Raw genomic sequence first — 18,355 nt, 5'->3', positions numbered from 1 at the left:
AGCCCCTCTGTACGGCGGGCGGAGCAGGGCCATTCATATGGCCTGACTGCTGGTTAACTGGTCATAGGGTGTCCACCGCTTCTGCGGGATTGGCAGATCGCACGATTCACCACGACCAATGGGGAAGTAGTGAAAGCCGCGCTTTGCCAGCCGTTCGGTGTCATACAGATTCCGGCCGTCGAAGATGATCGGTGCATTCAGCCGCTGCTGTATCAGCTCGAAATCCGGGGCTTTGAACTGTTGCCACTCGGTGCAGATGATCAGCGCATCGGCATCGTTGAGAACGGACTCAGGTGTTCCCATTAGAATCAGGTCCTTGCGATGACCATATATGCGTTGGGTTTCCTGCATGGCCTCGGGGTCGAATGCCCGCACGCTGGCCCCGGCTTCCCACAGTGCTTCCATGAGCATGCGGCTGGGAGCGTCGCGCATATCGTCGGTATTGGGTTTGAACGCCAGCCCCCATAAGGCAAACGTCTTGCCGCGCAGGTCGCCCTGGTAGAACGCATTGACCCGTTCGAACAGCTTGTTTTTCTGCCGCTCGTTAATCGCCTCGACCACCGACAGCAGGTCATTGGAGCAATGCGCCTCTCTGGCGCTGTGAATCAGGGCGCGAATGTCCTTGCCGAAGCATGAGCCGCCATAGCCGCAACCGGGGTAGATGAAGTCATAACCAATGCGTGAGTCGGCACCGATGCCCAGCCTTACGGACTCAACGTCTGCGCCCAGATGTTCTGCCAGCTCGGCGATCTGGTTGATGAAACTGATTTTGGTCGCCAGCATGCAGTTGGCGGCGTACTTGGTCAGTTCGGCGCTGCGCAGGTCCATGAACATGATGCGGTCATGGTTGCGGTTGAAAGGTGCATACAGCTCGCGCATGACTTTGCGCACCGCTTCATTTTCGCAGCCGATGACAATCCGGTCCGGGCGCCGGCAATCGTTGACCGCCGAGCCTTCCTTGAGAAACTCGGGGTTGGACACTATATCGAACTGCAACAGGCGACCGGCCTGACGCAATACCTTGTCGATATGGCCTCGCAAGGCGTCGCCACTGCCGACCGGCACGGTGGACTTCTCGACGATGATCAGCGGCTCGCAGCGATGCCGGGCAATGGCTTGGCCTACCGCAAAAAAACCGCCGAGATCGGCCGAGCCATCTGCTCGGGAGGGCGTGCCAACCGCGATGAAAAGCACCTCGGCATGCTCCACCGCCAGTCGCTCGTCGGTGGTGAAGTGCAGACGTTCATGATCCAGATTGTCACGCACGAGATTGGCCAGTCCAGGCTCGTAAATGTGTACCTGACCCTGACGCAGTTGATCGATTTTGGCCTGGTCAATGTCCATGCAGACAACATCATGGCCGACTTCGGCAAGTACGGTCGCTTGTACAAGACCTACATATCCGCTACCGAAAACGCTGATTCTCATGGGAAAGATCCTGAAGTGACGGGCTGGAGATGCGCCGCAGGTTGATGGTCAAGACACCTGCCACGATCAGCGTGACACCCACAGTTTTCGATACCGTGAACGTCTCGTGGAAAAATGGCAGAGTTGCAGCCAGCGTATAAACCAGTGCATAGCTGATACTGAGGAGCGAATAGGCACGGCTGAGGGGCAAATCGCGCAGCGCCAGCAGCCAGAAAAGCATGGAGAGTGCATAGGCTGTGATCGAGGCGCAGATGACGGCGATGGCACTGGACTGAACCTGCCCGATGTCCTGCAGGTCGAGCCATTGTCCAGGTGAGGGCAGGCGGCTCATGCTCCAGCGCATGCCCAATTGCGCCGAACTGACCAGTGCAACGCTGGTCAAGGCGCACATCGTTGCGCTACGGCGGGTCATGCCTGACGTCCCAGCTGAAATACGCCTACAAGGATCAACGCGATACCAAGCCAGTGCTGTGGGTCAACCGGCTCTTTGAAAACATAGCGTCCCACCAGGGTGATCAGCACGAAGTTGAGGCCCAGCATGGGATACGCGATGCCTACATCCATGCGTTGCAACACCAACAGCCAGACCAGCAGACCCAGCCCGAGGCAGGCGATCGCCAGCCACAGCCACATAGAACGCAGTGCAGCCAATACGCCGGGAAATGTCTCGCGCCAGCCTTCCACGGCGTACTTTTGCGCGATCTGGCCCAGGCACGTCAGCAGGCATGCGCTCAGGAGCATCAGCCAGGTCATGGCGCTGACTTCTCATAAATGAGGATGGCCAGGTTGCCTTCGTCGTAACGCTGGCCATCCTTGGGAAGCAGTTCAAGCTCCCGCAACTCCTCATCACTCTTGCCGCGCATGATCACGCCGACCCGGCCTTCGCTTCGGGCTTTTGTAACCCAGGCGTCGATGCCCTGCAGACGGACTTGGCGGCCCTGTACATCCGGATAGCCCAAGCCGTATTCAAGCTCGCCCCAGGTATTGAAAAGCGTAATGTCCGATCGTTTCAGGCGCCACGACAGGGCAGAGGCAGCGCCCAGATCATTGCTCAGCAAATGTGTACAGGCTGCCAGCTCCGCTTGATGTCTGGCGACAAACTGGTCGGGAGTCTTGTTGTACACCACGTCGTTTGGCAGGGCCGCGGGCAGTAATACGATCAGCAACCAGCTTCCCACCGCTGGCAGCGCCCAGAAGGTCAAAGGGCGGATGCCTTGCAGGGCGTTGGTGAGCGTCCACCCGGTAAGTACGATGACCGCCAGCAACAAGTGCATCGGTTCGTTTTCGTACACGGGCTGTTTCAACTGCACGTAGATCAGCGCTAAAAGTCCGAGGAAGGTCAATGCTGCGTTAACTATTCCGTTAACACGCAACGCCCTGCCACGGCCTTGATTGAGATGTTCGACCAGAGCGTCAGCCATGAGCAATGCCAGCGGCAGCAGGCAAGGCAGTATGTAGGTCGGCAATTTACCTTTGCTCAGGCTCAGAAATGCCAGCGGCAGGACCAGCCATAGCAGCAGGAATGCAGTGTCGGGCCTGCTTTTTCGTTGCCAGGCCTGCTTAGACGTCACTGGCAGCAGCAGCGCCCAAGGCAGGCACGCGGCGATCAGCAGAGGCAGGTAGAACCACCAGGGTTGGGCATGCTGCGCATTGTCCCCGGCAAATCGGCGAATGTGCTCGTGCCAGAAAAAGTAACGCCAGTAGTCGGGCTCTTGCTGGTGTACCGCCAGCGCCCATGGCAGACAGACCGCAATGGCAATCACCACCGCAAGCGGGCCGAACCTGAGCAGTTCAGTCAGGCGTCTTTGCCATAGCATGTAGGGCAGGGTGATGATGGCCGGTAACGCCCAGGCCAGAAATCCCTTGGTCATGAACCCCATGCCGCAGGCTACGCCGACCACCGTCCAGGCTACCAGGCGGGCTCGGCCGATGCTGTGCACGGCGTACCAGAACGTTACCAGCGTCAAGTTGGTCCAGAGGGTAAATTGCGGGTCGAGATTGCTGTAACCGGCCTGGCCGGCGACGAAACCGAAACTCATGAAAAGCAGTGCGCTGGCGAAGCTTTTGCGCGGGTCGCTCCAGATCTTTCCTGCCAGCAGGTAGGCCAGCAAGACACTTAAACCGGTGCTTATCGCCGAAGCAATGCGTACGCCGAACAGGTTCTCGCCAAAGACCGCTTGGCCCAAGGCAATCAGCCAGTAGCCGGCAGCCGGTTTTTCAAAGTAACGCAAGCCCATGAAGTGCGGGGCGATCCAGTTGCCGCTGTGAAGCATTTCCTGGCTGATCTGGGCATAACGGGTTTCATCGGGAATCCACAAACCATGGAAACCCAGCGGTAGCAGGTAGGCCAGTAAGAATGCCGCTAACAGGAGTGCGCCATCACGGTATCTGGAGTGCATCACTGTTGCACCCCCAGCCAGCCTTCGCGACCGGGCAGGTGACCGCGAACAACTTGTCCGCAAGGCAGTTGCTCGATGGATTCCGGCAGCAGCTGGCCCAGCGGGTTGAACTCGATTTCCCGTGCATCGGCCTGCCTTAAAAGCTGCCTGAAGCCGTCCGCCATGACAATGCCTTCGACTTCAGCATGAATGGTGTAGACGTTGAGCCGTTGCGCAGCGAAGCGGTTGAGGATGTATTCGTTGAAGGCACCTGGCTGGAGCTGTGGGCCGACCACCTCGTCGAAGGTCGGCAAGTCCACCGGGATCTGCGGCGTGCCGAGTCTGCCATCAGCCAGTAACGGGCGAAACAGGGTAGCGCCGCGACAGTCGCTGTTGTAGCGGAAGCCAAACGCCTGCTTGGCCTGCACGACATGCTGGTCGGCACGCCAGCCCGCTGCTGCGGAGCAGATCACCGGGTTGCCTAAAATGTCGCTCAGACAGTCGACCCCACGGTGTATCTGTGCGGTCAACTGGCGATCGTTCCAGCGTCCGGCATTGGCTTGCCAGCCATGGTGATCCCACGCATGCAGGCCGACCTCGTGGCCTGCATCCAGAGCGCGACGCATCAACGGGCCAAGGTCGCGTCCGATCGGCTTGCCTGGCCACGCAGTACCCGCCAGCAGAATATCCCAGCCATACAGGCTCGCTGCTCTGGAGCGAAGCATCTTCCAGAAAAACGTCGGCCGTGCGAGACGCCACAGGTGACGTCCCATGTTGTCGGGGCCGACGCTGAAAAAGAACGTCGCCTTGACCTGAGCTTCATCGAGTATGTCCAGCAACCTTGGCACGCCTTCACGGGTGCCCCTGTATGTGTCGACATCGATTCTTAAGCCTGCCTGCATCAGCGCATATCCGCCTTTTCAGCCATGGCTTCGCGAAGGAAGAAGTCCAGGGTTTTGCCAATCGTTTCGCTCAGCTCGATACCTGGTGTCCAGCCAATCAACTGTCGGGCGTTGTCGATACTCGGTTTGCGATGGCTGATATCCTGATAACCCTTGCCATAAAAGGACTGGCTTTCTACTTCGCGAAAGCCTGCGAATGGCGGGAAGTTGCCGCGCAACGGGTGCGCTTCGAACTGGCGCAGCAGCTCTTCACCCAATTGGCGGATGCTGGCTTCATTGTCGGGGTTACCAATGTTGATGATCTGACCATTACAGCGCCCATCACGATTTTCGATAATCCGCGCCAGCGCCTCGATACCGTCGGCGACATCGGTGAAACAGCGCTTCTGGGCCCCGCCATCCACCAGCCGAATCGGCGTACCTTCCACCAAGTGCAAAATCAGTTGGGTGATGGCCCGAGAACTGCCGATACGCGCCGAGTCCAGTCGGTCCAGGCGTGGGCCCATCCAGTTGAACGGGCGAAACAGGGTGAATTGCAGGCCTTTCTGACCATAGGCCCAGATCACGCGGTCCAGCAGTTGCTTGGACACCGAGTAGATCCAGCGCTGCTTGTTGATCGGGCCAACGATAAGGTTCGATGTGTCTTCTTTGAAGCTTGCGTCCTGGCACATACCATAGACTTCGGACGTTGACGGGAAGATCACCCGCTTGTTGTACTTCACGCAGTAACGGACGATCTTCAGGTTTTCTTCGAAATCCAGCTCAAACACCCGCAACGGGTTGCGGGTGTATTCAATCGGTGTAGCGATGGCCACCAATGGCAGCACCACATCGCATTTCTTGATGTGATACTCGATCCACTCGGTGTGGATGCTGATGTCGCCTTCGATAAAGTGAAAGTTCGGCTTGGTTCGCAGGCGCTCAATGGCGTCTGAACCGATGTCCATGCCGTAGATGTCGTAACGATCGTCCTGCAACAGGCGTTCTGACAGATGATTGCCGATGAAACCGTTGACGCCGAGGATCAGCACGCGGGTACGGCGGGCCGGGCGGCGCTTTTCTTTATCGAGCAGTTGCGAGCCTTCCACCAGCCCGAACTCGCGAGCCAGTTGTACCCCACTGAGGTACAAGCCGTTGTCGCCGCGCTGCCCTGCGTTGATCACCAGCGAACCCTCACCGCAGGCGATACGCAATGGGTCGTGACTGATGACCGTGCCGGGTGCTTCGCCGTTGTTGCCTGCTTCGGCACTGGCGGCCCAGACAATCAACTTGTTTTCGCCTACCGCGCAAAATGCGCCAGGGTAGGGCTGCGTGACTGCCCGTATCAGGTTGTACAGTTGCGTGGCCGGAAGCGACCAGTCGATCAAACCGTCGGCCGGGGTGCGGCGACCGAAACAGCTTGCAAGGGTTTCGTCCTGCGGCGTGCCTGAAAGTTGCCCGAGGGCAAGCAGCGGTAGCGTTTCACTAAGCAGGCCAGCGGCGGCTTCACGCAGTTTGCCGTGGAGCGTCAAGGCCGTATCGGTGGAACTGATCGAGACGCGTTGCTGAGCGACTATTGGCCCTGCATCGGCGCGTTTGACCATCTGATGCAAGGTCACGCCGGTTTCGCTTTCGCCGTTGACCAGCACCCAGTTCGCCGGTGCTCGCCCGCGATAGCGTGGTAACAGCGAGCCATGCAGATTCAATGCGCCTTTTTTCGCGCAGGCCAGTAACGGATCACCGAGAAGTTGGCGGTAATAGAAGGAAAAGATGAAGTCAGGGGCCAGTTTACCGATGCGTTCTACCCACAAAGGATGATTAGGGTCCTCAGGAGCATGTGCGGGAATGCCATGTCGCGCGCACAGCTGAGCCACGGGACCGAAGAAGGTTTTTTCCTTGGGGTCGTCGGCGCGAGTGAAAACTGCAGCAATTTCATAACCTGCGCCCAGCAGCGCTTGCAGGCCGACACAGCCAATATCGTGATAGGCGAAAACGACAGCTTTAGGGCTCATGGCGCAACCTTGTTCATATAGGGAGTTACAGAGGAATCAACGCTTTCGCTGACAACTTCGGACGAGCTGCGCACGACTTTTTCAATGAAGAAGCGCGGGCGCGCGCGGACATCGCTGTACATTCGGCCCAGGTATTCACCCAGTAATCCCATACCGATGAACTGCCCTCCGGTGAATACGAACAACACCGCAAACAGCACGAACGTGCCGTCACCGGCCCATGGCGCACCGAAGATCAGACGCAGAATGATCAGTAACCCAGCGAACAGCACACCGAGCAGCGCCATGCTGAAGCCGATAATGCTGAGCAGGCGCAAGGGCGTAGTGGTCATGCAGGTGATCAGGTCAAACATGAGGTTGACCAGGCGCATGGGGCTGTAATTCGAGTCGCCATGTTCACGTTCAGCGTGATCGACCAATACCTCCGTCGTGTGCCGCGCAAAACTGTTGGCCAAAATCGGAATGAAGGTGCTGCGCTCCCGGCAGGCCAGCATTGCATCGACAATCGTGCGCCGGTACGCGCGCAGCATGCAGCCGTAATCACTCATAGCCACGCCGGTGGAACGCTGTACTGCCACGTTGATGATCTTTGATGGCCAACGTCGCCATGCGGAGTCCTGACGATTGCTGCGCACTGTGCCGACAACGTCATGTCCCTGCTCTGCAAGCGCCACCAGCCGGGGAATTTCCTCGGGAGGGTTCTGCAGATCAGCGTCGAGGGTGATCACCACATCACCTTTGCACTGCTCGAACCCAGCCATAATCGCTGCGTGCTGACCGTAGTTACGATTCAGAATCACCGCAACGAAGGGGCTGGCGCTGCGCTCGGCGGCCTGCTGAAGAATTTCTGCCGAGTCGTCGCGACTGCCGTCATCCACCAGCACGATTTCGAAGCGGTGATTCAATTGTTTACAGGCCGCTTCAGTACGCCGTAGCAACTCGGGCAAGCTCTGGCGCTCGTTGTAGACAGGGATGACAATCGACACAAACTTGATTGGGTAGGGTCTCAATGGCTGGATTCCACGGTCGATTCAATGGCACTGACAACCCGCTCGACATCATCCAGCGTCATGTCAGGGAACAGGGGGATAGAGCAAAGCCTTGATGAATTCCATTCGGTGTCTGGCAGGCAGACGTCAGGGAAACGTTTGCGGTAATAGCTGTGCAGGTGAGTCGCTATGAAGTGGATGCCGGTGCCGATGTTTTGAGCCTGCAAGGCCTTCATGAACGCGTCGCGATCCAGCCCGCAGCGCTCGGGATCAATGCGCAGAATGAACAAGTGCCAGGCGTGATGCTGGGCGTAGCGGGGCAGGGCGAGGGGCAGGACCGGGCTAGAGGCCAGCCGTTCGAGATAGTGGCTGGCGAGCGCCTGACGCTTTGCATTGATTGCGTCAAGGCGTTGCAACTGGACCAGGGCAATACTCGCATTCAGGTCGGCCAGGTTGTATTTGAAGCCTGGCTCCATGACTTCTGCCTGGGGTTTGCGACCCAGCGTCAGCCGGTCGTAGGCGTCGACACCCAGACCATGGAATTTAAGTTGGCGCACCCGATCAGCCAGTTGTGCATTGTCAGTGACGAACATTGCACCTTCGGCACAGGTCATGTTCTTTATCGCGTGAAATGAAAATATCGCGGTGCCCTGGTTGCCGATCGGACGACCTTTGTAAGCGGTTCCGGTCGCATGGGCAGCGTCTTCTATCACCGTAATCCCGTGCCGATCTGCCAGCGCATAAAGCGGGTCGAGATCGAATGCGGCGCCAGCGTAATGCACCGCCACGATCGCTTTGGTTCGTGGCGTGATGGCTTGCTCAATGAGCGCGGCGCTGCTCATCAGAGTGCCACGGTCGACGTCGACAAAAACCGGAGTGGCCCCCAGCAGGCAAATCATGTTGGCCGTCGACACCCAGGTCTGCGAAGGCGTAATTACTTCATCGCCAGGTCCGACCCCCAGTGCCAGTAGCGCAACATGCATCGCTCCGGTAGCAGACGACAACGCAACCGAATGTTGCGCGCCAACCCGCGCCGCAAATTGCTCCTCAAGCTTCTGACATTCCGGCCCGGTTGTGATCCACCCGGAACGTAGTACACGAGTCACCGCAGCAACTTCTTCATCGCCTATGGAGGGCCGTGAAAAAGCAAGAAAAGCCTGGCTCATAGATATTTTTCCACTTTACGTTTCATAGCCAATACATAAAAAACGCATAACACGGGTGCCCAAACATAGGCGTGCATCAATGGCGAGCTGCCAGGACGGGAATACCGGTAGCGGCTGCAAGTGGCGCTATGTGCATGGGCACACTCGCTGCACACCAGAAACGGCCTGCTGACGAAAGCAAGTGTCGCGAAGATAGGGGCTCAACCATCAAAATATTGTCCAGACGCCGTTGGTTTTTTGTAGCGCATTGCAGCGCTTGTCAGCCATAGGGTAGGGTGAGTTATATGGAGATAACAATGTCGTCATGACAATATGTAGAATCATTAATGTGGTGTTCAGCTTTCATTTAGGTAATCGCAGACAGACAGCTTGAGTTCAGCTTGGTCATGCTAATTGTGGAAGTTTATAAGTGACGTTACGTATGACAACGCCATTGAAATTTAATGAAGCTTTCATGACCAGAATGCGAATTTATATGGCTGGCTGCAGGCAGCAGCTTGAGTGCCCGGATGCTCAGATCAGGATGATTGGGCCTATGCGGCGGTAGGCTGCCTTACGGCTGTCGGCGGTGCGTCTGACAGTTTGCTCAGATCAGTTAGTGGAGCGAACGGAGGCGTGGAGGATCAGGTATTATCGGGTCACCTATATAACTCAGCTAAATGTCTGTTTAGTTGAGTTATATAGGATATGGCTTGTTGCATAAGTATAAATGGGCGAGGGTTGCTGTTCCAAACCTCGGAACTGTCATATTTATCACCTATCAGGTCATCAGGCTACAGGGTTGGTTTTGGCAGTGCTGTTACATTCCTTTCATACACTTGCGCACATCATCGTCTATAACGTTGCCTGGCTTGACGCAGTCCCTTAGCGGCTTTTCGTCTTGCATGTCTTCAAACTCAGCTTTGGCTCGGTTCCGGCACTGTTTTTTAACAGCTTTGCCCAGCGGCGATGTATCGCCTTTATATGACTCGCATGTCGCTGCATTTGCAGCTTTTTGCATCTGCACGACCATTGGCAGGGTCGCGGGATCTACAGCCCATGCTGGTGAGCTTATGCAGGCAATCAGAGTCGCTATTATCCGTTTCATCATCAGTCCTTGATTTCAGGTTTAGCAGGCGTTGGTACCGTCGGGCGGACACTTTACCGCAAACTTTTTGAATTCGAGTGCTGACTTGGGTACGTGAGCCAGGCGCAATGTCTCGGTCCGTCATTGTGGATCGTCTCAAACAGTCGATCACGATGTGTTGAAGTTTACGCTGCACATGGGTCGGACACTGAAGTGTGAGGGGCTTCGATTTTCACGTTCTTGAAATACACAGGAGGCAGTTCTCGGGCTTCAAATCTGGTGGCCAGGGCTCACCAAGGATGTACATGTAGGTACGCATAATGTGTGTACGTTATGGTACTTGCGGCCAACGGCCAGAATCAGGCATCGGGACCATTGCGCAGCCTGGTGCCTGATTTACCCATAACGTCAATTATGCGTGGCGGTACCATTTGGCTCGCCCAGGATCCGGAGCCGGCATCAAATTTGGTACCAAAGCACTTGAGATCTCAACTGGATTTGGTACCATTAACTCGTCCAGGTACTTCATCTGGTTCACTGGAGTGGTACCAATGCTAGTAAAAATCCTCGACGCTGACCCCGAATTCGTTGAAGCCCTCAAGTCTCAGACCGGCACAACGACGGCATCCAAAGCATTTGTTCATGCTGCTGATCGGTACCAGCACCTGCGTGTCAAAATTGATGATCAGCGCATCCTCATCGAGTCGCTGACTTCTGATCTTGCAAGGGCCAATCGCGTTATCGAAGGCGCACGATCTGCCGCCGCGCTTCTTCTTGAGAAAACCGGCCAGCTTGATCTGCTTGATTGATTTGGTACCACTCAGTTTGCCGATCGGCGACTCGAGGTCGTTGCTCAGGAACGGATTTGGTACCGTTCCTTCGCTTCACCATCCCTTCACTGATTACTAGGCTTTACCGCAACGGACCCAAATCGCACAGCACAGTCGGTTGTCGGGTCCCGGAGGCAATTTCCTTGCAGCACCTCGGGGCTTCAGGGGCGAGCCCCTGTTCGTAGCGAAGGCGGAGAGCTTCTAGGGTTTGCTGGTCATCACTGAGAATTTCTTGTAGCACCCGGCAGTGCCTGGCTTTCCCACGCTATACCGTGCAGTCATCAGTTCGATTCCTGCCTTCTGGCAGTCCTCCTGCGACTTGTAAGCGCCGTGTAGCTCGTACCCTGTGCCCAAGGCGATTATCAGCATCCATTCGATCATGCTCGCTCCTGCGATTTTGAGTCAGCCGGGTGGGGGGGCTGTTACACCCCCACTTTACCGCAAAACACTTCGGTCTCTACTTGATCGCTTCTTGCTCAAATCCGAAAAGCACGCCTTTCAGGGCTATGCGTGCCTGATTCCTGATCTCTGGCGGCAGGGAGTCGAATCGTTTCAAGATAGGCCTTAAATCCTCTGATACCGTCAGTTCGGATTCGCCTAAAAGCAGCTCGTCAGTCGATACGCCTAATACTTTTGCAAGCTCAACGATTTTGTCTGCAGACGGCATCTGTGTGCCTGCCTCATAAGACGTATAGCTCGACTTCGCGATGCCTGCTGGCCCCCAAACGTCAGGCTGTGTAAGGCCTCTCGCCTTCCTGAACCTCTTCAGGTTTTCGCTCAGTGTCATCGTTCTGTCGCTCTGGTTTCTCATCGTTTCCAGATCGTAAATACTGTTCAATTGTCCAGTTCCGTTATTCCGGCATTTTAGTGCTTGCATGTCGTGACCCTCAGTGGTTGGCATACCGGCATTCGGCTACCGTTATTCCGGTATTGACAAGGATTTGTATGTTTATCGATTGGTTGACAGTTTCTCAGGTGTTTGATTTCGACCTTCCCGTCATTTCGGACACTGCTTTTTTGGCTGTTGACACCGCTACGCACGAAATCCTGAGCACGTCGTACCGTGCTACCAAATACGAAGGCAGCTACAGCTCCACTCTCAAAATCAAAATCTCTGGTCGGAAAATTACCGTAGATGGCAATCCTTCACGCATCAACAGGCATGACAATTTGTTCGGGTTCGAAACCGTCTCCGAATGTATCTCCGTCTTTAACTCGGTCATGTCCAATCTCGGTCTTCCTTCTTTCACCCGCTGCACGCGGGTTGAAATTCGCGATGGCGAGTCAGGCGGGAAGGCCGGTCATTTATGGTCTGACGGTTGTGTCATCCATCGTATAGATTTGACTACCAATGTTGCTGTTGGATCTGGCAATGAAATGTCTTATATACGCGCTTTAGCAACTCAAAGAATTGGTCATTCTATTGGGTTTCTTTATCCAAACGGTCAAACAACTGACTGGACTACATCCGGACACGGCAAGGGCGCTAGGCTTCAATACAGAAAGGTATATAACAAGGCTTTTGACCTCATTAATAAGCACTTGCCTAAAGTTAAGCTTGTTTATGGTGAAACATCCGAAGAGCTCAAGTACGCCCAAAGTCTTTATGACTACTGTGTTTCTCAGGGTATTGTTCGTTTTGAACAAGAATTGAAAGATGAGTTCCTTAAGAAGAAGGGTCTTTCCTTCTGGGGCTTGTTTGACGAAGGTATTTATAGCCAACTCCATCGAGAGTTTTTAGATATTGATCAGCGCCTAAAGGTGACTAAAATGGATCAGGCCAGCATTGCACAACAGCTTTTACTTGAGAATGTAGTGGATACTCCGCGTCAGGCTAACACAACTGCCTATTACGCAAGTCTTTGGATGAACGATCATGAACTTGTTCTCTCTCAACGCTCTTTTGAAACTCATGCTGCTCGGCTTAATCGTATTGGTATCAATATTCGTAATGTCTGCGACATTCGTTCGTTCTCTACTGTCTTTATTCGTGAAATGAAAGAGATTACACCTGCTAAGAACATTCAACCACCATTGTTCTACAAGCGCGCTTCTCATTTGAGGTCTGTGGCATGATTTATAATAATCTTCAGGGAACTCAACTTACAACCAAGCAACGCCATATTCTTGATCAGCAGCGTCACGTTAAGCAGTTCATGAATCCTGTTCTGACCCAGCAAGTAGCAGAAACACTTGCTGTAATTGAAGTTCGGAAAGAGCAGGGCGTTAAACCTGAAAAGATTTGGTTCCATGATCGTGAATCAAGTTGGCAAGGCACTATCTCTGTAGCTGAATGGATGGGTTACTAATGGACAAGTCCCAATATCAGATTCTCCGTTATTCTGTTGAGGCTGAAATTGCTAATTTTAACTCTGGCAACATTGATGATAGTGCTTTCGCTAGTTCGCTTATGCGTTTGTTTCTACAGGCTTCATCAGCTGATCAAGTTTGCTCGCAATTAGCCAAGCGTCATTTTCTTACGTTTCGCCGTATACCTAATTTAAAACCGCCCAGCTGGGCATACTGCAATCCGAGCCTAAGTTCTCGGCTTCCCACACTTTAAAAGGGTAATATTATGTCTCTCAAATTTCCTACGCTGATGGTAGAGGTTACTGGCAACGTTCGTACAGGTACGTCCTCCAAGGGCAAGCCTTATGCCATGTTTCAATCTTTCGTTCACCTGCCCGGTATTCCATATCCTCAGAAGGTTGACTTCTATGCGCAGGATCAAAACGACTGCCCGCAACCTGGCACTTATGAGTGTGATGTTATGTGCGACGTTCGTGATGGTCGCCTTCAATTCACCGTTGATCCTCGTCAAGGCCGTCGTAAGAACATTCCTCCGCTTTCTGATGCAATGAACTCTCAGAAGGCTGGCTAACATGAATTTTCTCGGCTGTGATGGAATGTGGCAAGTTCAGGCCGACGGTACTCCCGTCTGTACTGGTCAACTTCAAACTTTCACAGTCCAAGAAATGCGGGACTCTCTCAGTCCTGCAATTACCGCAGAACAGCGTATGGAGATAACTGGTGCTTTACTTGCACTCTTTGTTTTCTGCTGGGTCTGCAAAACCGTCCGCAACTCATTTTAAGGTGTTTTATGAAAAACAAATTGCTTGTTCTCTGCAAATCTGGCCGCGCTCAGTTGGCAGCCGCCACTGTCGCCATTGCAACTGCCTCGCCGTCTTTCGCTGCCGGTGCCAACATCGACACCGCTGAGGCCCTCGGCTATGTCGCCGGTGGTGTTGCTGCTGCCGCTGTTACTGCTGCAATGTTTGGCCTCGTTGCACTTATCGGTGCGGCCAAGAAGGCAATGCGTGCAGGGACTTAATTAACCCTGTTTGCCCGGTGGGAGTCTTTCCCTCCGGGCTTTTTTTTGTCTGGAGAAAATCATGGGGCCATTAAAATGTATATCGATCCGAATGACTTCGTCTGGTTCTGGGTTACGGCTGCTTTGTTTATGCTTTGCGCCGGTCGTTAGGTTATTTCTGTCTTTTGTTTTCTTTTTGTTTGCATCTAATTCCTATGCCGCCATTGTTTATATTGGTCCGTATACGGGTGCAAGTTATTCCAGTGGTATTCAGGCGTGTATAAGTGACGGTGCCGCTGCTGGTGTAGATGTTAATCCTAGATATTCATATGGTCGAACTTATGATTGTGGCAATGGATGGTCTGTCGCTGGCGGCGGCTCCTGTTCAGCAGATGAGACTTTCGATTCTGTTTCAGGTCAATGTATTACTACGCCTGTAGTTACTCCTACTCCTGACGTTCCCTCTACCGATCAGCAGAAATGTTTAGACGCCAAAGGTACAACCAAAAAATCATATAGCTGGCATCAATCTAATGATACCCCAACCCCTCCTTCACCCGGTGGATGTGCAACTACGTTATCCGGTGTTTCTATATGTCTTGCCGACTCAGCAGGTGGATTTACTTGTACCGGTGACATTACTGTAACTGGCGAACTATATGTCGCCCCTGCACCGACTCCCGACCCTACAACACCTACAACTGATCCCACTACACCTGGCACTGGTACTGATACCGGTTCCGGCAGTGGTTCCGGCTCTGGCAGCGGCTCAGGTTCTGGTAGTGGATCAGGTTCTGGTAGTGGATCAGGTTCCGGTAGTGGATCAGGTTCCGGTAGTGGATCAGGTAGCGGTTCTGGTTCTGGTTCCGGTACTGGATCAGGCAGTGGTTCAGGTTCAGGTTCAGGTTCAGGTTCAGGCTCCGGTTCTGGTAATGGTACTTGTGAAGGTGATAAGTGCGGTGATGATGGCGCTCAGGTTTCCGGTGATATGCAGTGTCAAACTGTAGTTTCTTGCACTGGTGACGTTATTCAATGTGCTGTTCTTCGCCAGGAACAGCAGTCACGCTGCGCTGATAAAGAATATCGAGACCTTACCGAAAAAAAGATTGCCGACTTAAAGTCTGAACTTCAATCTGAATTTGCAGGCGAAGACTATAAACCTATCAAGCCTGATTCCGATTCTACGTTCGATCTAACATCTATGATTGATACTAGTAGTCGTTTTGGTGCTTCATGCCCAGTTCTTAGGACTATAAGTGTTCCCTTCATGTCTGGTAGGTCATTTACCCTTGACCCTAACGTTCCCGGTCTTTGCACGTTTCTCACGTTTATGGGTTATCTAATGGTTGCTTTTGCTATGCGTAAGGCAGCTGAAATTATCGCTACTGGAGTTTGATAAATGCCTGCAATTATTGGTCTGTTCTTGCGCATGGTTGGACTTTCAATAGTCCCTTTGGGTTGGAAGTTGCTTCGCGGACTTGGCTTCGCAGCAATAAGTTATGTCGGCATTGATGCTGCTCTCGACAAAGCTAAGGGATATGCTTTTTCTCAACTCGGTGGTTTGCCTAGTGACTGGATTTCAGTTCTTGGTATGCTCAAGATAGACGTTTGTTTGAATATCCTCTTTTCTGCATATATTGCTCGCGCTCTTCTCGCCGGTATGAATAAGGCTGGTAGTAAAACATCTATGAAATGGACACCTAAGGAGTAGGGCGCATGTTATTTCTTCGTACTGGTTTGCCCGGTTCCGGCAAAACTCTTAATACCATCAAAGAGATCGATTTGGAGCACGCTGTTGATCCCGACAACCCTTTGCTACGTCTCCATAAAGATCCCGATGATTCAAGCCTTCCGCCACGTACTATTTACTATCATGGCATCCCTGAGCTTAAGGTCGATCAGCTCAAGTCTAAATGGGTTGAATGGGAAACTCCTGACCTTTGGTATGACTTGCCTGATGGTTCCGTTATTGTCATAGACGAGGCTCAGGGTACATTCGGTACTGATATCCGTGGACGTGTTGAAAAAGTTACTCGCTTTGAGAAACATCGACATCATGGTTGGGACGTTCATATCATCACGCAGCACCCATCACTTATTTGCTCACCTGTACGAAAGTTGGTAGGCAAGCATATAAACTTTATTCGCCCATACGGTCGTACTAAAGGCATATTCAGACATGAATATGAGATGTGTATTGATAAGCCTGAAAGTCGAACTAACTTTAAAATGGCTCAAGAGTCTAAAATAGAGTTCGATAAACACTATTTTGGCCTTTATAAGTCGTCAACCGTTCATACTCACAAGAAGGTCACGCCTAGTTATTACAAGTTAGTGCCTCTCTTTCTAGCTGTGCTTATTATTCCTATTTTGCTGCTTGGTTTTGGCTTTTGGTATGTTATGAAGAGCAAAACATCTGACAGTGAGGCTCTTATGCACTCAGACTCTCAAACAACTGTTTCAGAATCTAAGCGACCTTCATCAGTACCTTCAACTCCCGGTGTTACGACCCAAGGCCGTACTGTTCAACCTGTTCAGGAATATGTTCAGCAGTACAAGCCTAGGATTGCTGATGTTGAATCTTCTGCGCCCAGGTACGATGAAACCAACAAGGCCCGTGATTTTCCACGTCCTACCTGCATGGCTTCGACCGATGTACGTATGCTCTTGTCTGCTAAGTCGAGAGGTTTAAACACTGGCACGTTTAATGGTGAGGACACCGTTTGCCAGTGCTATTCGCAGCAGGCCACACGCATGACAACGTCTTTTGATTTCTGTATGTCAGTCGTACAGAACGGATATTTTGATGACACTAAGCAGCAGCCAGCGTATGCCACACCGGCCGGTCTTTCATCAACTCGTTCTCTTGAGTCGCGCGACGGTCCGCAGCGAGGGCTCGCAGCGGTGGACCAGAGCGCGCAAGCACAAAAGGTTTCACGTTTTCACATCATTCCTGATACCAGTCGCACGCAACGAACTATCAAATGACATTCAGCCGGCTATAACTCGACTAAACGGTAATTTAGTTGAGTTATGCTTTTTGGTGATTAAAAGGACTGTACTCGAGGCCTCGAGGTAAATCCAGAGGTACGCATAATGTTTGGACGTTATGGTACTTGCGGCCAACGGCCAGAATCGATCGTCGGGACCATTGCGCAGCCCCCGGCGATCGATTTACCCATAACGTCAATTATGCGTGGCACCACCTCTCCTGATCGCGTGTGACGCTCTCAGGCCCTCCGCAAGATCACTTCGCGCCATGATCACCCAGCTTTACCGCAACGGACCCAAATCGCACAGCACAGTCGGTTGTCGGGTCCCGGAGGCAATTTCCTTGCAGCGCCTCGGGGCTTCAGGGGCGAGCCCCTGTTCGTAGCGAAGGCGGAGAGCTTCTATCGATCAGCCAGGCTAAATCAGCTTTCGAGCAACTTCAGGAGTTTTCTACCGTTTTCGTCGTTTTTGTCAAAGCATCCGCCGCTGTACTGCATTTTTCCGTGTGGTCTACTAAAAAACTCTTCCTGTGCTTTCCTGCACTCGTTCTCCGTCCTGTACGCCTTCATGACCGTTGCTGTGCTTGATCCTGCCATCGTTATTGCCAGTATCCAGTGCATCACGCCTCCTGCGATTTTTAGCCGGCCGGGTGGGGGTGCTGTTACACCCCCACTTTACCGCAAAACACTTCGGATTCTTTGTTTTGTTACCGCATAATCCTGCGATTTTTCTTGACGCAATATTGCATTCCCATTACCGTTGAATCCTTCGGTAATTAGGTGGATTTATGAGTTTTCGTGAGGTCACTCGGCGTCTCGTTGATGAGGGCATTTTGTCTAACACAAAATCTGCCTATACCACTGCTGTTTATTATCAGCTTTGGATAGAAGGAGAGGATTTTGATTTGAGTTCTAGGAGTGTTCAAACGCATCGAGCAAGGTTGCGTCGGCTCGGATTTGACATAGCCCGACCCTATACACCTCATGTTTAACTGTCTTAAATAATTTCGGCTTTCTGCCGATAAATAACGACTAGGGGAGTTGCACCTCCCCATAGTCGTACCACTCATGATCTATGAAGGAGATCATAAAATGGCTCATGCAAATTATACAGCAACTCCAGCATTACAAGGGCTTAACACCTTTCTTCTTGCTTCCGCTTTTTCTTCTGAACTTGAAAAAATATCATGTTCAGTGCGCGATAAAACTCGCGTTCATCCATTGTTTTTGATGGGCAAGCGTGTTCGGCTTGCCGAGCTCATGCTTGTTGACGTTGAGCTTTTTGGGAAACTCTGAAAAAGACTT

Annotated in this window: 21 protein-coding genes; 10 read left to right on the top strand and 11 right to left on the bottom strand. The window is 52.8% G+C overall.

The features are described from left to right. Positions 1-33 precede the first annotated feature (33 nt). From LJU29_RS14255 to LJU29_RS29340, 9 genes are all read right to left on the bottom strand, one after another. Complete coding sequence (locus LJU29_RS14255; protein ID WP_122320822.1) at positions 34-1,428, bottom strand: UDP-glucose dehydrogenase family protein; 1,395 nt, start codon at positions 1,426-1,428, stop codon at positions 34-36. Continuing rightward, positions 1,406-1,840 (bottom strand): 4-amino-4-deoxy-L-arabinose-phosphoundecaprenol flippase subunit ArnF, encoded by a 435-nt coding sequence (gene arnF / locus LJU29_RS14250; protein ID WP_004667618.1) that lies wholly within the window; start codon positions 1,838-1,840, stop codon positions 1,406-1,408. The genes LJU29_RS14255 and arnF overlap by 23 nt, the downstream gene beginning before the upstream one ends. Next, the gene (arnE, locus tag LJU29_RS14245) at positions 1,837-2,181 is read right to left on the bottom strand and encodes a 4-amino-4-deoxy-L-arabinose-phosphoundecaprenol flippase subunit ArnE (protein WP_004662222.1); all 345 of its coding nucleotides are present in this window, start codon (positions 2,179-2,181) and stop codon (positions 1,837-1,839) included. Before arnE ends, arnF begins: the two co-directional genes overlap by 4 nt. Continuing rightward, on the bottom strand, positions 2,178-3,827 hold the full coding sequence (gene arnT / locus LJU29_RS14240; RefSeq protein WP_183138044.1) for a lipid IV(A) 4-amino-4-deoxy-L-arabinosyltransferase: 1,650 nt from the start codon (positions 3,825-3,827) through the stop codon (positions 2,178-2,180). The genes arnE and arnT overlap by 4 nt, the downstream gene beginning before the upstream one ends. Beyond that, positions 3,827-4,708 carry a 4-deoxy-4-formamido-L-arabinose-phosphoundecaprenol deformylase gene (gene arnD, locus LJU29_RS14235; protein WP_002553514.1) on the bottom strand — a complete coding sequence of 294 codons (882 nt, stop codon included), beginning with the start codon at positions 4,706-4,708 and terminating at the stop codon, positions 3,827-3,829. The genes arnT and arnD overlap by 1 nt, the downstream gene beginning before the upstream one ends. Then, a complete protein-coding gene (gene arnA, locus LJU29_RS14230; RefSeq protein ID WP_257110806.1) occupies positions 4,708-6,699 on the bottom strand; it encodes a bifunctional UDP-4-amino-4-deoxy-L-arabinose formyltransferase/UDP-glucuronic acid oxidase ArnA in 1,992 nt (663 codons plus the stop codon). The genes arnD and arnA overlap by 1 nt, the downstream gene beginning before the upstream one ends. Then, on the bottom strand, positions 6,696-7,709 hold the full coding sequence (gene arnC / locus LJU29_RS14225) for an undecaprenyl-phosphate 4-deoxy-4-formamido-L-arabinose transferase (RefSeq protein WP_257110805.1): 1,014 nt from the start codon (positions 7,707-7,709) through the stop codon (positions 6,696-6,698). The genes arnA and arnC overlap by 4 nt, the downstream gene beginning before the upstream one ends. After that, the gene (arnB, locus tag LJU29_RS14220; RefSeq protein ID WP_257110804.1) at positions 7,706-8,854 is read right to left on the bottom strand and encodes a UDP-4-amino-4-deoxy-L-arabinose aminotransferase; all 1,149 of its coding nucleotides are present in this window, start codon (positions 8,852-8,854) and stop codon (positions 7,706-7,708) included. The genes arnC and arnB overlap by 4 nt, the downstream gene beginning before the upstream one ends. 799 nt (positions 8,855-9,653) lie before the next feature. Beyond that, on the bottom strand, positions 9,654-9,944 hold the full coding sequence (locus LJU29_RS29340; RefSeq protein ID WP_057422291.1) for a hypothetical protein: 291 nt from the start codon (positions 9,942-9,944) through the stop codon (positions 9,654-9,656). Positions 9,945-10,471: 527 nt separating this feature from the next. Here LJU29_RS29340 and LJU29_RS14215 point away from each other — a divergent pair. After that, positions 10,472-10,729 carry a hypothetical protein gene (locus LJU29_RS14215; protein ID WP_085740880.1) on the top strand — a complete coding sequence of 86 codons (258 nt, stop codon included), beginning with the start codon at positions 10,472-10,474 and terminating at the stop codon, positions 10,727-10,729. A gap of 478 nt (positions 10,730-11,207) precedes the next feature. On the opposite strand, the gene LJU29_RS14210 is transcribed toward LJU29_RS14215, so the two are convergent. Then, positions 11,208-11,588 carry a helix-turn-helix domain-containing protein gene (locus tag LJU29_RS14210; RefSeq protein WP_235661017.1) on the bottom strand — a complete coding sequence of 127 codons (381 nt, stop codon included), beginning with the start codon at positions 11,586-11,588 and terminating at the stop codon, positions 11,208-11,210. 107 nt (positions 11,589-11,695) lie between these two features. Between LJU29_RS14210 and LJU29_RS14205 the strand changes: the two genes are divergently transcribed. The 7 genes from LJU29_RS14205 to LJU29_RS14175 all read left to right on the top strand — a co-directional run bounded on the left by LJU29_RS14205 (position 11,696) and on the right by LJU29_RS14175 (position 17,048). Beyond that, positions 11,696-12,826, top strand: coding sequence for a phage/plasmid replication domain-containing protein (locus tag LJU29_RS14205; RefSeq protein WP_257110800.1), 1,131 nt, complete (start codon positions 11,696-11,698; stop codon positions 12,824-12,826). Then, positions 12,823-13,059, top strand: coding sequence for a hypothetical protein (locus LJU29_RS14200; RefSeq protein ID WP_257110798.1), 237 nt, complete (start codon positions 12,823-12,825; stop codon positions 13,057-13,059). The genes LJU29_RS14205 and LJU29_RS14200 overlap by 4 nt, the downstream gene beginning before the upstream one ends. 266 nt (positions 13,060-13,325) lie before the next feature. Next, positions 13,326-13,631 (top strand): propanediol utilization protein, encoded by a 306-nt coding sequence (locus LJU29_RS14195; protein WP_135004664.1) that lies wholly within the window; start codon positions 13,326-13,328, stop codon positions 13,629-13,631. A 219-nt stretch (positions 13,632-13,850) separates the two neighbouring features. Further along, entirely contained in the window at positions 13,851-14,081 is a 231-nt protein-coding gene (locus LJU29_RS14190; RefSeq protein WP_257110797.1) for a hypothetical protein, read from the top strand. A gap of 61 nt (positions 14,082-14,142) precedes the next feature. Continuing rightward, on the top strand, positions 14,143-15,456 hold the full coding sequence (locus tag LJU29_RS14185) for a hypothetical protein (protein ID WP_257110795.1): 1,314 nt from the start codon (positions 14,143-14,145) through the stop codon (positions 15,454-15,456). Between the two features lie 3 nt (positions 15,457-15,459). Continuing rightward, positions 15,460-15,771: a DUF2523 domain-containing protein gene (locus LJU29_RS14180; RefSeq protein WP_057422944.1), complete on the top strand. Its 312-nt coding sequence runs from the start codon at positions 15,460-15,462 to the stop codon at positions 15,769-15,771. A 5-nt stretch (positions 15,772-15,776) separates the two neighbouring features. Next, positions 15,777-17,048: a zonular occludens toxin domain-containing protein gene (locus LJU29_RS14175; RefSeq protein ID WP_257110794.1), complete on the top strand. Its 1,272-nt coding sequence runs from the start codon at positions 15,777-15,779 to the stop codon at positions 17,046-17,048. 425 nt (positions 17,049-17,473) lie between these two features. On the opposite strand, the gene LJU29_RS14170 is transcribed toward LJU29_RS14175, so the two are convergent. Next, on the bottom strand, positions 17,474-17,671 hold the full coding sequence (locus LJU29_RS14170; RefSeq protein ID WP_257110793.1) for a hypothetical protein: 198 nt from the start codon (positions 17,669-17,671) through the stop codon (positions 17,474-17,476). Between the two features lie 167 nt (positions 17,672-17,838). Between LJU29_RS14170 and LJU29_RS29635 the strand changes: the two genes are divergently transcribed. Together LJU29_RS29635 and LJU29_RS14165 are read left to right on the top strand one after the other, a co-directional pair. Then, positions 17,839-18,042, top strand: coding sequence for a phage/plasmid replication domain-containing protein (locus LJU29_RS29635; protein WP_371321888.1), 204 nt, complete (start codon positions 17,839-17,841; stop codon positions 18,040-18,042). Positions 18,043-18,142: 100 nt separating this feature from the next. After that, positions 18,143-18,346, top strand: coding sequence for a hypothetical protein (locus tag LJU29_RS14165; RefSeq protein WP_257110792.1), 204 nt, complete (start codon positions 18,143-18,145; stop codon positions 18,344-18,346). Positions 18,347-18,355: the final 9 nt, after the last annotated feature.

It is taken from the genome of Pseudomonas ficuserectae, from assembly GCF_024584585.1.
Lineage (GTDB): Bacteria > Pseudomonadota > Gammaproteobacteria > Pseudomonadales > Pseudomonadaceae > Aquipseudomonas > Aquipseudomonas amygdali.
Note: the sequence above shows the minus strand (reverse complement) of the source record. Positions and strands in the feature narration are given on the sequence as shown.

Coding starts and splice junctions, on each gene's coding strand:
- LJU29_RS14255 (WP_122320822.1), bottom strand. CDS start 1,428: ATGAGAATCAGCGTTTTCGGTAGCGGATATGTAGGTCTTGTACAAGCG.
- arnF (WP_004667618.1), bottom strand. CDS start 1,840: ATGACCCGCCGTAGCGCAACGATGTGCGCCTTGACCAGCGTTGCACTG.
- arnE (WP_004662222.1), bottom strand. CDS start 2,181: ATGACCTGGCTGATGCTCCTGAGCGCATGCCTGCTGACGTGCCTGGGC.
- arnT (WP_183138044.1), bottom strand. CDS start 3,827: ATGCACTCCAGATACCGTGATGGCGCACTCCTGTTAGCGGCATTCTTA.
- arnD (WP_002553514.1), bottom strand. CDS start 4,708: ATGCAGGCAGGCTTAAGAATCGATGTCGACACATACAGGGGCACCCGT.
- arnA (WP_257110806.1), bottom strand. CDS start 6,699: ATGAGCCCTAAAGCTGTCGTTTTCGCCTATCACGATATTGGCTGTGTC.
- arnB (WP_257110804.1), bottom strand. CDS start 8,854: ATGAGCCAGGCTTTTCTTGCTTTTTCACGGCCCTCCATAGGCGATGAA.
- LJU29_RS29340 (WP_057422291.1), bottom strand. CDS start 9,944: ATGATGAAACGGATAATAGCGACTCTGATTGCCTGCATAAGCTCACCA.
- LJU29_RS14215 (WP_085740880.1), top strand. CDS start 10,472: ATGCTAGTAAAAATCCTCGACGCTGACCCCGAATTCGTTGAAGCCCTC.
- LJU29_RS14205 (WP_257110800.1), top strand. CDS start 11,696: ATGTTTATCGATTGGTTGACAGTTTCTCAGGTGTTTGATTTCGACCTT.
- LJU29_RS14200 (WP_257110798.1), top strand. CDS start 12,823: ATGATTTATAATAATCTTCAGGGAACTCAACTTACAACCAAGCAACGC.
- LJU29_RS14195 (WP_135004664.1), top strand. CDS start 13,326: ATGTCTCTCAAATTTCCTACGCTGATGGTAGAGGTTACTGGCAACGTT.
- LJU29_RS14190 (WP_257110797.1), top strand. CDS start 13,851: ATGAAAAACAAATTGCTTGTTCTCTGCAAATCTGGCCGCGCTCAGTTG.
- LJU29_RS14185 (WP_257110795.1), top strand. CDS start 14,143: ATGGGGCCATTAAAATGTATATCGATCCGAATGACTTCGTCTGGTTCT.
- LJU29_RS14180 (WP_057422944.1), top strand. CDS start 15,460: ATGCCTGCAATTATTGGTCTGTTCTTGCGCATGGTTGGACTTTCAATA.
- LJU29_RS14175 (WP_257110794.1), top strand. CDS start 15,777: ATGTTATTTCTTCGTACTGGTTTGCCCGGTTCCGGCAAAACTCTTAAT.
- LJU29_RS14170 (WP_257110793.1), bottom strand. CDS start 17,671: ATGCACTGGATACTGGCAATAACGATGGCAGGATCAAGCACAGCAACG.
- LJU29_RS29635 (WP_371321888.1), top strand. CDS start 17,839: ATGAGTTTTCGTGAGGTCACTCGGCGTCTCGTTGATGAGGGCATTTTG.
- LJU29_RS14165 (WP_257110792.1), top strand. CDS start 18,143: ATGGCTCATGCAAATTATACAGCAACTCCAGCATTACAAGGGCTTAAC.